Origin of the sequence: Salmonella sp. 2020_1395, from assembly GCF_043848115.1 — a bacterium.
In the GTDB taxonomy this organism is placed as follows: Bacteria; Pseudomonadota; Gammaproteobacteria; order Enterobacterales; family Enterobacteriaceae; genus Salmonella; species Salmonella enterica.
Map to the genome: position 1 here is coordinate 100689 of NZ_JBCMFH010000005.1, position 17404 is coordinate 118092.

Consider the following 17404-nt stretch of genomic DNA (forward strand, 5'->3'; position numbering starts at 1 on the left):
AAAAAAGTGTCCGTAACGTGGCGCAAATGGCTATGACTGGTTAGCATAAATTCATTACGCGGCATGATGCTGCATTGGATAACAATTGAGGAAGTGCTTGTGGATAGAGCCAAACCATTTGTCTGGCGTCTCGTCGCCGCCAGCGTATGCCTGCTGACCTTTTGTCACCTCGCGCGGGCCGACTCACTGGAAGAGCAGCGTAACCGCTATGCGCAGATTAAGCAGGCCTGGGACAACCGCCAGATGGATGTGGTAGAGCAGATGATGCCGGGTCTGAAAGATTATCCGCTCTACCCGTATCTGGAATACCGTAAGATCACCGACGATTTGATGAACCAACCGGCGATTGCTGTCACGCAGTTTGTGCGCGCCAATCCTACGCTTCCGCCTGCGCGTACGCTGCAATCACGCTTCGTCAATGAGCTGGCGCGTCGTGAAGACTGGCGCGGCTTGCTGGCGTTTAGCCCGGAGAAACCCGGCACCACGGAAGCGCAATGTAACTATTACTACGCGAAATGGAGTACCGGGCAAACGGAAGCGGCCTGGCAGGGCGCGAAAGACCTTTGGCTGACCGGCAAAAGTCAGCCGAATGCCTGCGATAAACTTTTCAGCGTTTGGCGGGCCTCCGGCAAGCAAGACCCGCTGGCGTATCTGGAACGTATTCGGCTGGCGATGAAAGCCGGGAATACGGGGTTGGTTACGGTGCTGGCCGGACAGATGCCGGCGGAATATCAAACGATCGCCTCAGCGATCATTACCCTGGCTAATGACCCTAATAACGTGTTGACCTTCGCACGCACCACCGGCGCCACCGATTTTACCCGCCAGATGGCGGAAGTCGCGTTTGCCAGCGTCGCCCGCCAGGACGCGGAAAATGCGCGTCTGATGATCCCCTCGCTGGTACAGGCGCAGAAACTTAATGAGGAACAAACGCAGGCGCTGCGCGATATCGTTGCCTGGCGACTGATGGGCAACGATGTGACCGATGCGCAAGCGAAATGGCGCGATGACGCGATTATGCGCTCGCAATCGACGTCGCTTATCGAACGGCGCGTGCGTATGGCGCTGGGGATGGGCGATCGTCGCGGTCTCAATACCTGGCTTGCCCGCCTGCCAATGGAGGCGAAAGAGAAAGACGAGTGGCGTTACTGGCAGGCGGATTTATTGCTGGAGCGCGGTCGTGACGCCGAAGCGAAAGAGATCCTTCATGCTTTAATGCAGAAGCGCGGTTTTTATCCGATGGTCGCGGCGCAGCGTTTAGGCGAAGAGTACACGCTTAAAATCGATAAAGCGCCCGCCAACGTAAACAGCGCGTTGACGCAGGGGCCTGAGATGGCGCGTGTACGGGAGCTGATGTACTGGAACCTGGATAACACGGCGCGCAGCGAATGGGCGAATCTGGTAAAAAGCCGTAGTAAATCTGAACAGGCGCAGCTGGCGCGCTATGCGTTTAACCAGCACTGGTGGGATCTGAGCGTACAGGCGACGATCGCCGGAAAACTGTGGGATCATCTGGAGGAGCGTTTCCCGCTGGCGTATAACGATCTTTTTACCCGCTATACCCGCGGAAAAGATATCTCACAAAGCTATGCCATGGCGATTGCCCGCCAGGAGAGCGCCTGGAACCCGAAAGTAAAATCGCCGGTAGGGGCCAGCGGCTTAATGCAGATTATGCCGGGAACGGCCACCCATACGGTGAAAATGTTTTCGATTCCGGACTACCGCGGCCCCGGCCAACTGCTGGAGCCGGAGACCAACATCAACATTGGCACCAGCTATTTGCAGTATGTCTATCAGCAGTTTGGCAATAACCGTATTTTCGCCTCGGCGGCGTATAACGCCGGGCCGGGGCGCGTGCGCACCTGGCTTGGCAATAGCGCCGGGCGTATCGATGCCGTAGCGTTTGTCGAAAGCATTCCCTTTTCGGAAACGCGCGGCTACGTGAAAAACGTTCTGGCCTATGACGTTTACTATCGCCACTTTATGGGGCAGAAAGAGGCCTTAATGAGCGACTCTGAGTGGCAGCGACGGTATTAATGCAGACGGGTTATGTTATCATTTGTACTCGTGTAACAGTACAAACGGCGGTATAACATGACCCAGCATTCCCCTTATTCATCGGCTATCGCCGAACAACGTAATCAGGAGTGGCTTCGTTTTGTGGAGTTACTCCGTCAGGCATATGCAGAGGATCTGCATCTGCCTTTATTACAACTGATGCTTACGCCGGACGAGCGTGAAGCGCTGGGAACGCGCGTGCGCATTATTGAGGAGTTGCTGCGTGGCGAAATGAGCCAGCGCGAGTTGAAAACCGAGCTGGGGGCGGGCATCGCCACCATCACGCGCGGGTCAAACAGCCTGAAATCCGCGCCGGTTGAACTGCGTCATTGGCTTGAGCAGATACTGCTGAAAAGCGCCTGATTTGCTCGTAGGCCGGATAAGGCGAAGCGGCCATCTGGCAACATCGCCGCGAAATTCCTGATGGCGCTGTGCTTATCAGGCCTACAACATAGCGCAAATAATTATCGATACACCGCGTTATGAAACGGGCTTAACGCCAGGATCACCGCCTGGTAGTAAACGCTGGAGCGCGTTAATTTTCCGGCGGTAAATACGCCAATGGCGCCCTCTTTGCGACCAATCTCGTCAATACCGGTATAGTGGGACATCACCGGGCCAAGCGCTTCTCCCTGGCGGACTCTGTCGAGAATGACGGCGGGCAGCGGCAGCGTGGCCGATCGCGCTTCACCGCGCTGAACGCCGTTATCAATCACCACCCAACTGAAGGTGGCGTCATCGTCAATTCCGGCTTCAATGGCTACCCAGAAATCAGCTTGTGGATGCAGGCGTCGCGCATTATCCACGCGATTTCGTGCGCCAGCACGCGTTTCCTCGCTTCCGAAGGGCTGCTCCGGTACGCCGCTCTCGACGGCGACGGGCGTAATATGGCACGATCCTTCGCCGAAAATCTCTTCAAATGCCTGTAGAATTGCCTGAATTTTGGCAGGATTGGTGGTCGCAGAGATAACCTGGTGCATAATTAAGCTCAGTTTTAAAAATTTATCGCAGTATAACGGAAAAAAAACATGTTACAGGTATACCTTGTTCGCCACGGTGAAACGCAGTGGAACGCCGAGCGACGTATTCAGGGCCAATCGGACAGTCCCCTGACAGCAAAAGGCGAGCAGCAGGCCATGCAGGTAGGAGAACGCGCCCGCAGCCTCGGCATCACCCATATCATCAGCAGCGATTTAGGCCGCACAAAACGCACGGCGGAGATTATCGCCCAGGCGTGCGGGTGTGATATCACCTTTGACTCCCGCCTGCGCGAGCTGGATATGGGCGTGCTGGAAAAGCGCCAGATCGATTCGCTGACGGAAGAAGAAGAGGGCTGGCGTCGTCAGCTGGTCAACGGCACGCAGGATGGCCGCATTCCCGGTGGGGAATCGATGCAGGAGTTGAGCGATCGCGTTCATGCCGCGCTGGCGTCCTGTCTGGAGCTACCGCAGGGCAGCCGACCTTTATTGGTCAGTCACGGTATCGCGTTGGGCTGTCTGGTCAGTACTATACTGGGACTACCCGCCTGGGCGGAACGCCGGTTACGTTTGCGCAACTGCTCTATTTCCCGCATCGATTACCAGGAAAGTCAGTGGCTGGCGTCTGGGTGGGTGGTAGAAACCGCAGGGGACGTTTCGCATCTGGACGCCCCTGCATTGGATGAGCTACAGCGTTAACGGCGAATCGGGATCAGAAATTCGCAGCGCAGGTTGATAGGGCGATCGCCGGTTTTGGTATCTTCTGACGGGTAGTATCGCTCTATATCCTGTCCTTTACGACGGGTCAGATTCAGCATTGGCATACAGGTGCCGTAAACGGTCAGGATAAAATCCTGCACGCCGGTTCCTAACCCTTCATAGGTGAACATGACGTATTCACCGCCCTGCAACAGCACAGGATGCGCCGACTGAACATAGCCATCGGCCTGCTCTTGCGGCAGTGCGGTGGTATAGAATACTTCCTGCTCATCGTCTTTCTCCATGCTGGGGCGCGTTTCATTAAGCCCATAAAGCACTGGCGGAATAGTTGGCGAATGACCGAGGAAATCATGCCAGAATTGCACGCGCATTTCGTGGCGGAAGTCGGAAATCTGTTCCAGCGAGCAGGAATAGCTCTGCGTGACGCCAAGGAGCGGCGTATCTTCCAGCGTAACGAACTGATGTTCCGGCACGGTAAACTCGCCCAGCCGTAATGGCGGGCGAATGCCAAAGGCGCTCCATTCCGAGGAGCGACGATACAGCGCTGGCGTCTGGGAAAACTGTTTCTTAAAGGCGCGCGTAAAGGTTTGCTGAGAATCGAAGCGGTACTGAAGAGCAATATCCAGAATTGGACGCGCGGTCAAACGCAGCGCCACTGCTGATTTCGATAAACGACGGGCGCGGATGTAAGCGCCAATGGCGTGGCCCGTCACGTCCTTAAACATTCTCTGCAGGTGCCACTTGGAATAGCCTGCTTTTGCCGCCACATTGTCAAGTGACAGCGGCTGATCCAGATGACCTTCCAGCCAGATTAACAGGTCGCGAATTATGCCAGCCTGATCCATAAAATATCCCCATCCTTTCAACAACGAGCACCCGATATCAGGTAAGAGGATAATAGCATTTTTTGTTCTTTTAGCATTCAGTGTTTTTTTTGAGCTTAAATGCTTTTTTTAGGCAACGTGACAGGTAATTATTCTAATCCTGTGATCTATAACCATTTTATTTTAGAATGTCTAATAATTACGCAATGTAACTTTTATGAATGGTAACAATATGAAATACAAGAGCTTAGTACTTTTCTCAATTTTGTTGCTGCTGGGGCAGAGCGCCCGCGCGGAACAAATTGGTTCAGTCGATACGGTATTTAAAATGTTCGGTCCTGACCATAAAATCGTGGTGGAAGCTTTTGACGATCCTGATGTCAAAAACGTGACGTGCTATGTTAGCCGGGCGAAAACGGGCGGCATAAAAGGTGGATTGGGGCTGGCGGAAGATACGTCTGACGCCGCCATCTCTTGCCAGCAGGTCGGGCCTATTGAACTGAGCGACAAAATTAAGAACGGCAAGGCGCAGGGAGAGGTGGTTTTCAAAAAACGCACCTCATTGATATTTAAGTCATTGCAGGTCGTGCGTTTCTATGATGAGAAACGCAACACGCTGGCGTATCTGGCCTATTCCGACAAAGTGGTCGACGGGTCGCCGAAGAACGCCATCAGCGCGGTGCCGGTCATGCCGTGGCGACAATAACAGGGAAAGAGTATGCAGCAACCGCAGGTCTGGTTAGTCGAGGATGAACAGGGAATCGCCGATACGCTCATCTACACCCTGCAACTGGAAGGGTTTACCGTTGAGCTATTCGCTCGCGGGCTGCCCGCGCTGGAAAAAGCGCGTCAGCAACGGCCAGATGCGGTGATTCTCGATGTGGGACTGCCGGATATCAGCGGCTTTGAGCTGTGTCGGCAGCTGCTGGAACGCCATCCTGCGCTGCCGATTCTTTTCCTGACTGCCCGTAGCGATGAAGTGGATCGATTGCTTGGGCTGGAGATCGGCGCAGATGATTATGTCGCCAAGCCGTTCTCGCCGCGCGAAGTGAGCGCCCGCGTGCGCACGCTGCTGCGCCGGGTGAAAAAGTTTGCTGCGCCGTCGCCGGTGGTGCGTACCGGACATTTTGAACTCAATGAACCGGCGGCGCAGATCGCCTGGTTTGGTACGCCGCTCTCGCTGACGCGTTATGAGTTTCTGCTCCTTAAAACCCTGCTGCTGTCGCCGGAGCGCGTGTACTCGCGCCAGCAATTGATGGATATTGTCTGGTCTGATGCCCAGGAGACCTTCGATCGGACGGTCGATACACACATCAAAACCCTGCGCGCTAAGCTACGCGCGATCAACCCGGATCTCTCGCCAATTAACACGCATCGTGGAATGGGATACAGCCTGAGGAGCGTCTGATGCGCATCGGAATGCGTTTGCTGCTGGGCTACTTTCTTATTGTCGCCGTCGCCGCCGTGTTTGTGCTGTCTATCTTCGTTCAGGAGATAAAGCCGGGCGTCCGCCGCGCGACGGAAGGGACGCTGATTGACACCGCGACGCTGCTGGCGGCGCTGGCCCGCGACGATCTCCTTTCCGGCAACCCGACTGACGGCCAGTTGGCGAAAGCATTCGCCCAACTGCAACATCGCCCGTTTCGCGCCAATATCAGCGGGATCGTCAAAGTGCGCAATGAATACCATGTCTACATGACGGATGCGCAGGGGAAGGTGTTGTTTGATTCGGAAAACAAAGCGGTGGGGCAGGATTATTCTCGCTGGAATGACGTCTGGCTTACGCTGCGCGGACAGTATGGCGCCCGCAGCACGGCAAAAGATTCTGCCGATCCCAATAGTACCGTGATGTACGTAGCCGCGCCGATAATCAGCGATGGACGGATTATCGGCGTCCTGTCTGTCGGTAAACCGAATGCGGCAATGGCGCCGGTGATTAAGCGCAGCGAACGGCGCATTCTGTGGGCCAGCGCCGTTTTACTGGGAATTGCGCTGGCAATTGGCGCGGGGATGGTCTGGTGGATTAACCGCTCCATCGCCCGGTTGACGCGCTATGCGGATTCTGTCACCGAAAACCGCCCGCTTGCGTTACCTGCATTAGGCAGCAGCGAGCTGCGTAAACTGGCGCAGGCGCTGGAGAGTATGCGCATTAAGCTGGAAGGCAAGAATGAGATTGAGCAGTACGTGTATGCGTTGACTCATGAGCTGAAAAGTCCACTGGCGGCGATACGCGGCGCGGCGGAGATTCTGCGTGAAGGACCGCCCGCGGATGTGGTTACCCGCTTTACAGAGAATATACTGGCGCAAAATACGCGAATGCAGGCGCTGGTAGAAACCCTGCTGCGCCAGGCGCGGCTGGAAAACCGACAGGATATCCCTCTCGCGCCGGTTGCTGTTGATGAACTATTTACGCAGCTTAGCGAGGCGCGCAGTATTCAGTTGGCGGCAAAAAATATCACCCTTACTCTACGGCCTTCCTCGCTGGTTGTCGTCGCCGACGCGGAGCTTCTGGCGCAGGCGCTGGGCAATGTGTTGGACAATGCTATCGACTTTACGCCTGAAAATGGCGTTATCACATTAAGCGCTCAGCCGATGGGGGAGAAAGCGATCCTGCAGGTGACGGATTCCGGCTGTGGTATTCCTGATTTTGCGCTGCCGCGCATTTTCGACCGATTCTATTCGTTGCCCCGTGAAAACGGACGTAAAAGCAGCGGGCTTGGGCTGGCGTTTGTCAGCGAGGCGGCGCGGCTCCTCAACGGTGAGGTGACGTTGTGCAACCGCCCCGAAGGCGGCGTGCTGGCCTCGTTGACACTTCACCGTCACTTCACATAACTTCAAATTCTCCCCACATCGCGTTCTTACACTGCTGGCATTGCAAAGGAGAACGCTATGTTGAAATCCCCCCTGTTGTGGAAAATGATTACGTTAGGCGGCGCCATGATCCTGCTGTTAATTCCCCTGATGATGGTACGGCACACCATCGTGGAGCGTGCTGATTATCGAAGCCATGTAGAAGCCGCTATTCGTCAGAGTACCAGCGGCCCGCAAAAGGTTGTCGGCCCGCTGGTGGCGGTTCCGGTGACAGAGCTCTATACCGTGCTGGAAGAGGAGAAAGAGGTCCAGTATAAGCGCAGCTATCTCTATTTTTGGCTGCCGGAGTCGCTATTGGTCGAAGGCAATCAAAACGTTGAAGCGCGAAAAATAGGTATTTATCAGGGGCAGGTGTGGCATACCGATATGGCGATAAAGGCGGAGTTTGATGTGGCCCGTCTGCATGAGCTGAACAGACCGAACATTACCCTTGGAAAGCCCTTTATCGTCGTGGGCGTCGGCGATGCGCGCGGTATCAGCGCAGTAAAAGCGCCGCAGGTCAATGGTGAAACGCTCACTGTAGAACCGGGAACCGGCTTACCGGAAAGTAGAGAGGGCATTCATATCCCGCTGCCGGACAGTCAGTGGGCGACGCGCAACCTGACGTTGGCGATGTCGCTAAATTTAAGCGGAACCGGCAGCTTTTCACTGGTTCCCGTCGGGCGTAGCAGTGAAATGACCCTGACCAGCAACTGGCCGCACCCAAATTTTGTGGGGGATTTTCTTCCCGGTAAACGCGCAATCAGCGGTTCGGGATTTCAGGCCCAGTGGCAAACCAGCCGGTTTGCCACGAATCTCGGCGAACAGTTTGCTGATGCGCAAAAGGTGGATTGGGACAACTTACCGGCGTTTAGCGTCGCTGTATCGACGCCAGCCGACCAGTATCAACTGACGGACAGAGCGACGAAATATGCCATTTTGTTGATTACGCTAACGTTTATGGCTTTCTTTGTCTTCGAAACCCTGACGGGGCAGCGGTTACACCCGATGCAGTATCTGCTGGTGGGGTTATCGCTGGTGATGTTCTACCTGCTGTTGCTGGCACTGTCGGAACATATCGGTTTCACGCCAGCCTGGATCGCCGCCAGCCTGGTGGGCGCGTTGATGAATAGCGTTTATTTGCAGGCGGTGCTGAAAGGATGGCGCAATAGCGTGCTGTTTACGCTAGCGTTATTGGCGCTGGATGGCGTGATGTGGGGATTGCTGCGTTCGGAAGATAGCTCGTTGCTTCTGGGTACCGGCGTTCTGCTACTGGCGCTTGGCGGCGTGATGTTCCTGACGCGCCATCTGGACTGGTATTCGCTCTCTTGTCAGCAACGTAAGTCATTACCGCCAGTAAAAGATGACGAATTACGTTTGTGGAAATAAATCTAACGGGCGCGCGCGTTAACGTTTTCCCGCGCAGCGCCAGAAACTGTGATGCCGTTAGTTATAGGTCAGGTTTAATGTTGCCGTGGCATTCGCTTGCCCGGCCGTTACCGTGGCGGCGGTTTTATAGTAGCGCGCGCTAATTTTCAGGGTGGTCGACATATTCATGGTTCCGCCGTTAACCGTCTGGCTGCCATCGGCATTGGTGGTAATCGTGTGAGTAAAGAGATCAATTTTTTGATTGATTGGCAAACTGTCGGTAAAGAAACCGGCGTCCGGCGCCTGAATACCCAACTGTACGCCAACGCCGGTTGCGCTGGTTGGCGCGCTTGCATTGCTCAACTGGATGACTGAATTATCAGGATTGTTTCCGCTGGCCGGTTGGGCGCTTAACGATGCGGAAATGGCGGTGCCTTGTTCGCAGGTCAATAAGATATCCTGCTCGCCTGTGCCCGCCGTTTGACTGTTAGCGAAACTGCCTAAATTGACGCTGCCTAAATCCACGGTGATGGCAGGTGTTTCTACCCGACATCCCATCGCTTTCATAATCAATTGCGTATTCCCCAAATACAGATGGGTCAGAACATCGCCGCCGGAGTCTTCCGTTGCGCTATCGCGAAAAGATACGCGCGCCAGTGGACTTTGGAATGTCGCGGTACCGGAGGTGATCGGACCGCCTAAGGCGACCAGTTCAACATTGTAGGCGGGAGCCATCGCATGGTGTGTTTTATTGCCATCGCCATTATGGTAGGTATTATCGATTGGCATGACATTATCGTAAGGGCCAGCATTCGTTTGGGTTTTAATCGCAATGCCCACGCCGGAAATCCCGGTGCTAAATACCGGCGTGTTGTTCCCGTCATTCGCATTGATTGTCGCTGATGTATTTGACTGCGCGCTACCGGGTTCATATAAAAAACCGACCTTATAATCGCGACTACAGCCATCCATTGTGACTTCGGAGGTGGAAACCCAGCCCGATTGCCACAACACTTCGCCTGCGGTATAGGCGTGGCTATCCACCACAAGCTGCGACGGCGGGGTGATAGTGATCGCGCCTTCATTACCGGAACGTTTACAGGAGGCGTAACCATGACTGGAATACGCGAACAGCAGAATAAGCGCCAGATATAACCTTCTCATGAAAAATTCCTGCTTTTATACCAGGTGAAATAGAAAGATGTTATTGCCATGCGATAGTGATCGTCACAACGGACGTGAAATCCCCTGCCGTGACTTTTCCGTGCGGGGTATACATCCTTGCGGCGACAGGCAAATTGGCTTCATGGGTATTACTGTTGATATCCACCGTGTAAGTGACGTTGTTGGCCAGATTGACCAGACTTTTGCCGTCCAGGTTAAAAAGCTGTAATCCTAAATCCTGCGCCGGATTGGCCGCGCTGTTTGCATAAATTGCAGAAGCATAATTTGGATCGGGATAAGGTACGCCGTTAAATGAAATCGCGGCTTTTGTGGTCGTTGCCGGGCAATTCGTCATTTTTATGGTGAAAGGAATGGTGGCGGTATTGCCACCGGCCACAGCGATATCCGCCCGGGCATATTGCCCAAGAGAGATCGTGTCAGGTACCGTCACGGTACACGGATCGGCATAAATTAATCCCGTAACGTTAATGTCTACGGCATCTGCGGTATTGTATGCCGCGCTGCTCGAGGGCGACCATAATGCCAGACCCGTGAACGTTAACAGGGCGGTTAATGCAGCAAATCTGTTCATATTCATCTTTTATCCCACCAGAATCACTGGCATTGCTCGTGTAAGATTTCTACGCCAGAAGCGGAGGGGGAGCTTGGTATACGATAAGAGACCTGACACTGGTCTGCTGCTGTTGGCCCCCACTTCACTAATAAACGCCCTTGTTTTTCCAGTCCGGTTAACCAGGCTTGCCCCGCATCACCAACAAAACTGCTGTGATTGTCTGGTTTTGTTAAAGACGAGACGGTCGCGCCAAAAGGAACAGGCAGATTGTTTATGCGGGTTAATACCATCAATGCCTTGTAACCAATATTGGTTTTATATTCAGCCCTGACCACCGCGCCACGGGTAGGCACCAGTGTTTTACTGGTATCAATGAGCTCAATATTTTTTCTAATGCCAGTCGTATCTAAAGACACTTCATTACGATGGTAAGGCGAAGCATAAGGTACGACGGCATACCCGCGAAAATCGGTGTCCACGCCCGTTTCGTTATTCACGGGGACACCCGCTGCGCCAGGGGCTTTAACCAATATGATGGTGTCGTCCATTGGCTGGGATAGTGTCAGGCCATTTCGATGTAGTAGTACGCCGCCCTGAACGCCATAATTCAGGCGACGCATATGATTATCGTAGCTATACCCGCCGTTAATATCCGCATACGTCCCGTTATAGGTTGCGCTCACATTACCGCTGGTGGCTTTCTCTTGAGAGGAATAACCTTCCTGAACGCTCCATGAGAGATTTTTCTGTGCCAGCGCTGTTCCGTTTAAACCGACAGTATGCGTGGTATCGCCGTCTTTCGCGGAGTTCATATTGTAGGTGGCATACGTTGACGGCATAAAGGCATCTAACGGAATACTAATATTGATTGAAATTTGCTGGTCATTACTGTCTTCCGTATCGTCGTCTTCATCCTGAGAATTATCGGCGTTCAGCGTATAAGAATAGTTAATGCCATAGCTTACGTTATGCCATGTGTTGTTATAGCCAATACCTAATGATGTGGTATGAGTGTCATTCCAGTAATCTTCATTATATAAAGTGAGTGAAATGGAACCGTAGATAATGTCTTGCGATAACGACAGGTCGGTGCGATTACGTACATGATCATAGTGACTATTATCGCTATAGGTATCCAGCACATCCTCAAGAGCGTAGTAATCTTTGGTCGAATAACGGTAACCGGCGACAGTGAAATTGGTACCTGTTGACTGAATATCTTTGCTGTAACGAATACGCCAGGATTGTCCGGTAAGCGTATCGCTAACCACATCGCCTGCTTTAATTTTTGACCATGAGTTGGTGACGTCTAAAGACAATGCGCCCAGATCGCCAAGGTTTAAACCTGTCCCGATGAGCGCCGCATGATAAACATCATTGCTCAGCGTACTCTCTATTCCGCCATAGGCGGTTATGCCGCCTGCTAATCCGTATAAGGCCGTCAGTTCAGCGAAGTTCTGTTGCGCGGAATGCGTATCTGATGAACGCGTGCGGCCTACCGTCAGGTCGTATTTCAGGTGGCCTTCACGCTGTAATACCGGAACGCTGGCGTAGGGCACAATGAAATGCTGTTCAGAACCATCGGATTCTTTGATGGTGACGTACAGGTCGCCCGAGCCGCCGGTTGGATAAAGATCGTTGATGGCGAATGGACCCGCCGGAACGTTAGTTTTGTAGATGGTATAACCGTTTTGTTCAACGGTTACCTGCGCGCTGCTTTTGGCTACCCCGCGAATGACCGGGGCGAACCCTTTCATACTGTCCGGCAACATATCGTCATCAGAAGAGATCTGTACGCCCTTAAATGAAATACTGTCAAAGACGTCCGCGGGCGTGTTATTTTCCCCGGCGATCAGCTGTCCTTTTAAAAATTCGATATCGCGAGAAACATAGGTGTAGGCAGAATCCCAGCTATTTTGCCCATCGCTATCATGATTCCAGGTTGAGTAGTTACGAAAACGCCATGCGCCAATGTTAATACCAGGGCGCAGGTTGGCGTATTCGCTATTTTCCGTCCGGTTTTCATCAATATCGTGATCCTGCGATCCAGTAAAACTGTAGTTCAGCAAAAAAGCATTAATGCCTTCATCCCATTCGCTGGTAGGGACGAATTCTCGCGGGTCGGCGATCAACGCGATTTGAGGGATCGCTAAATCCAGCCGGTTACCGATGACATTGAACTTTGCTACAGCGCCAGCCAGCAGACTAAGATCGGTACACCCGTTTGGGTCATTTTTAAGCTCGGGGAAGTTTTCTGTTTTTACGCCCCACTGCTTGAGTTGTTCAACGCTAAGACACGGCTGTAGGAAGAGCTTATTATCTGCTGATTTTTTATTTTTAAAGGCAATATTTTTTGTTTCAACATTGGTGTTATTAATATAAATATCAACGTTATAGGTGCCTTCTGCCTGCCCCCCCTTTTCGAAAACCGATAGATCGACATTCTCCACGCCCGGTTCATCATTTTCCAACGATAATGGATTAAAATGATCATGCGCTAACGCTGGTTTTATGGAACAGCATATAAACAGAAACGATAACGCTAATTGAGAACGGGGCTCTACTCTGGAGAATTGCACAGTAAAAGTCCTGAAAGGGTAAAAGTAAAGTGAAGTCGTTAATGGCTAGAATGAACCGGAATGCGGCTCTAAACTCATCCCATAATCGCTGATTAATCGCCACGTTACCGTGCCATGAGGGGCGGCAGTAGAACCCAATTTAAATGACGCTGATGATTTTGGCGGAACGAAGGTCGCTGATTTCACTTCATGGCTGTTAAGCGTCACACTGGCAAAGTTCATATAATAGGGAGTGGGGTTATTTACGGTAATAACATCACCTGCCGTCTGCCATTTTAATTGTTGGCTCTGGCTATCAGGCGTCGATTTTGTTAATGCTGGCGGCCGATATATAAGCTTTATTTGGGTATTAATGGAGATTTCCACGCGGTTCGCGGAGGCATTATCATCAATAGAAGGAATACCCTTAATATTGAGCCAGTACATAGATTCCCGATCTGTAGGTAGAGGGGCGCCAGAGCGAATAACCCGAATGCTGTTCTTTTGCCCGGCATCAAGGCGAAAAAGAGGCGGGGTGATAATAAACGCCTGCTTATTTGTGACCTGGGGATCGGCAACCGATAACCATGACTGAACAAGATTCGCTTTGCTGTCTTTATTCTCTACATTGATTGACGACTCATCATTATTGCCGTCGAAAACCAGTCGGGTTCCGCCAACAACAATGCTGGCATGGGCAACATGGCTTGTCAGTAATACGACCAACACGGATTTCTTTATGTGTTTCATTTTTTACTCTGTAAAGATGTTTTACGCTATGGACTGGCATCCTGCCTGTCCACATCAGGATGAGAATTCCTTACTGATACGAAACGGTATACGTAACCTGAGTGCTAACATCTCCACCGGTTACGGTTGCGGAACCATCGTTTGCCATGGCGGCGTAATAGGTAAAGTCTGCTTTCGAGCCGTCGGTTGGCAGGTTCACTGCGGCATCATCCGTGTTATCTGTCACATCGCTATGTGAAGCGTTCTGAATAGAAATACCGACACCCGCGGCGCCCGTTTCCGATCCTTCGTCCGCGTTTTTGAAGTACGTTGGGTTGGAATCATCTGTTGCGCCGTGGAAGCGGAACATGGCCTGGGTCGGTACGCCAGTCCCTGCTTCCGGGCAGCTAACCAGGCTTACGATAAACGGCACGTAATCGGTTGTGGCGCCTTTTTCCGCGATGCGTTCTTTGCTGTAATTACCCAAATCAATGGTGGTATCCGTGGAGCCATTAACCTGAACCGTACACGCCTGATCGTAAATTTTGCCATTGAACGTAATCGTGTTCTTGGCAAATACCGGTGTGGATGCTACGGCAGTTAACATTGCCAGGATGATAATTTTCTTATTAAACATATTAATTGTTGCCTGATTCTATTCGCTGAAAAATAAAGATAGCCATATAAAATAAAATATTATATTTTACTCTGTATGCGCTTCTTTCTGTTCTGTAGATAAGCAGGCGGCTATTCTACGTATATCAACTATGAACTCAATAAAAATTCTGATGCAATATTGAACGGCAGTCCAGTTTCGGACCCGGTAACAAAGTTTAATAAAATACCACTAAAGAAGTATGGTTGATGACTGGATTTATAGAGCAAGATCTCTTTTTTGATAATAGTTATTATTTCCTGGAGGGTTTATTTAACTCTATATTGCTTTATTTTTAAGAATATACGACGCTTGTCCGTTTAAAATGAAACCGGCAGGTTTCGAAGCTCTAACAGTCTTCCATGCAGTATTTTTATATAGTCCCCCGCTTTTAGTTCTGAAAGTACCTGCATGATACGGCTGCGTGAAAGCCCGGTTCTCTGCTGTATGAAGTTCTGTGCGTTGATCTCAAATCGTGAGCTTTCAGGATACGACCACAGTTCAAGTAACAGCGCTTTTATCTGGCTATAGGCGTCCTGCCCGATAAGGTTTCTGTCACGGTTAGTCATGAAAGCAATGCGGTACATCAGGATGTTCGAAATGTCACGCCAGAGATGCTTTTCATCGGCTATTTCCACAAAATCTTTTACTGGGACAGGATAATATTCACAGGTGGTTTCGGCGATAAAAAAGACGTCTGAATTCTCTTCTAACTGGTATAAGTCAGCATAGGCATCTACAAGGCCTAAAATCATTGGTGAGACACCGCAGCCCATTACAATGCTGTCGATACGCCGACATACTTTAATAGCGCCTTTAGTGATTAACAGGATGTGGGATTGATTATCAATCTTGATATCCAGTGTTTTACCGGCCGTAATAGTGACAGGGGAGATGTTTTGAATAACGTGCCGATGAATATTTAAAATGGCTTGCAGGTTTTTTTCTTTCCCTGTGGGACGATACACATTCCCGCCGTTTAACTGCTTCATATCTTCCCCATTATTATGGCTGATAAAGTGGTTGACTATTAAAAGGTAAACATAAATTTAATATTCACTTAAAATTATAATTAAGTAAATTAAAATAGCCAACAAGAATATTTAAGTCAATGTATTCACCTTGTCAATGCATGAGCGACAACGCTGTTTGTAAGGTTAACCATAGTAAATGTGATGATTTTATTTGCAATCATTTTATGACAGCTATCATAGGTACCGTGCTTAACGAGCGCGTAGAGCGTACAGGATAGCGAAGCGATGAACATCGCTGTTGGAGGATACGAATGAGAGAAAAGTACAAAATGCAGGCGGGCGGCGTTTTACTGAGCGAAATCGCCGCCTGCCGGAACTCCTCCCGGCGGGAGCCATAAGCGGTTAGCGGTACTGGACGATCAGGCTTTGAATCTCCGGATGATCTTTTAACGACACGTGCCGTACCGTGGCGATTCCATTCATCAACGAAATAGCGTTTCCAGACGGTGTGGCGACTGTCTGTAAATGGGGGATATTATTCCGCGAACATGATACCTCGATATTGCGATCGTGAGGCGCAAGATTACAACCATATTCGACAATCTGGCCTTTGAAATGAATAACGCCTGCGGAGACCGGCGCGGTAGCAGCCAGCGCGGCTGATGAAGCTGACATCGCTGCACAAAACAGGTAGCAGCATAATGGTGATTTTTTCATCCTGTGAAACCTCACGTCCTGTGAGCATCCCCTTATTTTTTGGGGACCAACAAATCCCGTGTATTACTCTTTAATGTAAATACACAAACTACCTTAACTTTCGCAAGCTGAGATAAACAGCGCTATACGACAATTTTTATGTAAAAGAGTACGTCATAACGGCAGGTCAGGAGGGAAAGCGGGGCCGCTTAGCGGAAGGGGGACATAAGAAACAGCCAGTAAGAATAACTTACCGGCTGTTTTTACGGTTCGGCGCCTGGGCCGAATTAATCCTGCAGGTCGCCGCAGAAGCGATAACCTTCGCCGTGAATGGTGGCGATGATTTCCGGCGTATCCGGCGTGGATTCGAAATGCTTACGAATACGACGAATGGTAACGTCAACAGTACGGTCATGCGGCTTCAGCTCGCGCCCGGTCATTTTCTTCAACAGCTCTGCGCGTGACTGAATTTTGCCAGGGTTTTCGCAGAAGTGAAGCATCGCGCGGAACTCGCTGCGCGGTAGTTTATACTGCTCGCCGTCCGGGCCGATCAGTGAACGACTGTTGATATCCAGTTCCCAACCGTTGAACTTGTAGCTTTCAACGCTACGACGCTCTTCGCTGACGGTACCCAGGTTCATGGTACGGGACAGCAGGTTGCGGGCACGGATGGTCAATTCGCGTGGGTTAAACGGTTTGGTGATGTAATCATCCGCGCCGATTTCGAGGCCGAGAATTTTGTCGACTTCGTTATCGCGGCCCGTCAGGAACATCAGCGCAACGTTAGCCTGTTCACGCAGTTCACGCGCTAACAGGAGACCGTTTTTCCCTGGCAGATTGATATCCATGATCACCAGGTTGATGTCATATTCAGAGAGGATCTGATGCATTTCCGCGCCATCTGTCGCTTCGAATACATCATAGCCTTCCGCTTCGAAAATACTTTTCAACGTGTTGCGTGTTACCAACTCGTCTTCAACGATAAGAATGTGCGGGGTCTGCATGTTTGCTACCTAAATTGCCAACTAAATCGAAACAGGAAGTACAAAAGTCCCTGACCTGCCTGATGCATGTCGCAAATTAACATGATCGGCGTAACATGACTAAAGTACGTAATTGCGTTCTTGATGCACTTTCCATCAACGTCAACAACATCATTAGCTTGGTCGTGGGTACTTTCCCTCTGGACCCGACAGTGTCAAAAACGGCTGTCATCCTAACCATTTTAACAGCAACATAACAGGCTAAGACGTACCG

18 protein-coding genes are annotated in these 17404 nt (G+C 51.2%); 8 read left to right on the forward strand and 10 right to left on the reverse strand.

Annotated elements, in window-relative coordinates; all coding sequences use genetic code 11:
• Positions 1 to 66: 66 nt before the first annotated feature.
• A complete protein-coding gene (sltY, locus tag ACH0WD_RS09835) occupies positions 67 to 2037 on the forward strand; it encodes a murein transglycosylase (RefSeq protein ID WP_217483834.1) in 1971 nt (656 codons plus the stop codon).
• Positions 2038 to 2094: 57 nt separating this feature from the next.
• Positions 2095 to 2421: a trp operon repressor gene (gene trpR / locus ACH0WD_RS09840; RefSeq protein WP_000192005.1), complete on the forward strand. Its 327-nt coding sequence runs from the start codon at positions 2095 to 2097 to the stop codon at positions 2419 to 2421.
• Between the two features lie 101 nt (positions 2422 to 2522).
• On the opposite strand, the gene yjjX is transcribed toward trpR, so the two are convergent.
• Positions 2523 to 3038, reverse strand: a complete 516-nt coding sequence (yjjX, locus tag ACH0WD_RS09845; protein ID WP_000554310.1) for an inosine/xanthosine triphosphatase — start codon at positions 3036 to 3038, stop codon at positions 2523 to 2525.
• Between the two features lie 48 nt (positions 3039 to 3086).
• Between yjjX and gpmB the strand changes: the two genes are divergently transcribed.
• Positions 3087 to 3734 carry a 2,3-diphosphoglycerate-dependent phosphoglycerate mutase GpmB gene (gpmB, locus tag ACH0WD_RS09850; RefSeq protein ID WP_000942363.1) on the forward strand — a complete coding sequence of 216 codons (648 nt, stop codon included), beginning with the start codon at positions 3087 to 3089 and terminating at the stop codon, positions 3732 to 3734.
• On the opposite strand, the gene robA is transcribed toward gpmB, so the two are convergent.
• Complete coding sequence (robA, locus tag ACH0WD_RS09855; RefSeq protein ID WP_000371685.1) at positions 3731 to 4600, reverse strand: MDR efflux pump AcrAB transcriptional activator RobA; 870 nt, start codon at positions 4598 to 4600, stop codon at positions 3731 to 3733. The two genes, gpmB and robA, sit on opposite strands and share 4 nt — an antisense overlap.
• A gap of 211 nt (positions 4601 to 4811) precedes the next feature.
• Here robA and creA point away from each other — a divergent pair, with 211 nt between their 5' ends.
• The 4 genes from creA to creD are packed head-to-tail and all read left to right on the forward strand — an operon-like array spanning position 4812 to position 8818.
• Complete coding sequence (gene creA, locus ACH0WD_RS09860; protein ID WP_000875811.1) at positions 4812 to 5285, forward strand: protein CreA; 474 nt, start codon at positions 4812 to 4814, stop codon at positions 5283 to 5285.
• Between the two features lie 12 nt (positions 5286 to 5297).
• Positions 5298 to 5987, forward strand: a complete 690-nt coding sequence (creB, locus tag ACH0WD_RS09865; RefSeq protein ID WP_001187046.1) for a two-component system response regulator CreB — start codon at positions 5298 to 5300, stop codon at positions 5985 to 5987.
• Positions 5987 to 7411: a two-component system sensor histidine kinase CreC gene (gene creC / locus ACH0WD_RS09870; RefSeq protein WP_001219534.1), complete on the forward strand. Its 1425-nt coding sequence runs from the start codon at positions 5987 to 5989 to the stop codon at positions 7409 to 7411. The genes creB and creC overlap by 1 nt, the downstream gene beginning before the upstream one ends.
• Positions 7412 to 7468: 57 nt before the next feature.
• A complete protein-coding gene (gene creD, locus ACH0WD_RS09875) occupies positions 7469 to 8818 on the forward strand; it encodes a cell envelope integrity protein CreD (protein ID WP_000920382.1) in 1350 nt (449 codons plus the stop codon).
• A gap of 57 nt (positions 8819 to 8875) precedes the next feature.
• On the opposite strand, the gene sthE is transcribed toward creD, so the two are convergent.
• From sthE to arcA, 8 genes are all read right to left on the reverse strand, one after another.
• Positions 8876 to 9961 carry a fimbrial major subunit SthE gene (gene sthE / locus ACH0WD_RS09880; RefSeq protein ID WP_001253776.1) on the reverse strand — a complete coding sequence of 362 codons (1086 nt, stop codon included), beginning with the start codon at positions 9959 to 9961 and terminating at the stop codon, positions 8876 to 8878.
• A 40-nt stretch (positions 9962 to 10001) separates the two neighbouring features.
• Entirely contained in the window at positions 10002 to 10559 is a 558-nt protein-coding gene (locus tag ACH0WD_RS09885) for a fimbrial protein (protein WP_001056992.1), read from the reverse strand.
• A 17-nt stretch (positions 10560 to 10576) separates the two neighbouring features.
• A complete protein-coding gene (locus tag ACH0WD_RS09890) occupies positions 10577 to 13114 on the reverse strand; it encodes a fimbrial outer membrane usher protein (protein WP_001160699.1) in 2538 nt (845 codons plus the stop codon).
• Positions 13115 to 13159: 45 nt separating this feature from the next.
• On the reverse strand, positions 13160 to 13843 hold the full coding sequence (gene sthA / locus ACH0WD_RS09895; RefSeq protein WP_000680525.1) for a fimbrial biogenesis chaperone SthA: 684 nt from the start codon (positions 13841 to 13843) through the stop codon (positions 13160 to 13162).
• Between the two features lie 70 nt (positions 13844 to 13913).
• A complete protein-coding gene (locus ACH0WD_RS09900; protein WP_000482232.1) occupies positions 13914 to 14459 on the reverse strand; it encodes a fimbrial protein in 546 nt (181 codons plus the stop codon).
• Positions 14460 to 14797: 338 nt separating this feature from the next.
• Positions 14798 to 15469: a winged helix-turn-helix transcriptional regulator gene (locus ACH0WD_RS09905; protein WP_000811635.1), complete on the reverse strand. Its 672-nt coding sequence runs from the start codon at positions 15467 to 15469 to the stop codon at positions 14798 to 14800.
• 384 nt (positions 15470 to 15853) lie between these two features.
• The gene (locus ACH0WD_RS09910; protein ID WP_000749516.1) at positions 15854 to 16168 is read right to left on the reverse strand and encodes a hypothetical protein; all 315 of its coding nucleotides are present in this window, start codon (positions 16166 to 16168) and stop codon (positions 15854 to 15856) included.
• A 266-nt stretch (positions 16169 to 16434) separates the two neighbouring features.
• A complete protein-coding gene (arcA, locus tag ACH0WD_RS09915; protein ID WP_001194359.1) occupies positions 16435 to 17151 on the reverse strand; it encodes a two-component system response regulator ArcA in 717 nt (238 codons plus the stop codon).
• A gap of 95 nt (positions 17152 to 17246) precedes the next feature.
• Here arcA and yjjY point away from each other — a divergent pair, with 95 nt between their 5' ends.
• Positions 17247 to 17387 carry a protein YjjY gene (gene yjjY, locus ACH0WD_RS09920; RefSeq protein ID WP_001541509.1) on the forward strand — a complete coding sequence of 47 codons (141 nt, stop codon included), beginning with the start codon at positions 17247 to 17249 and terminating at the stop codon, positions 17385 to 17387.
• Positions 17388 to 17404 lie beyond the last annotated feature (17 nt).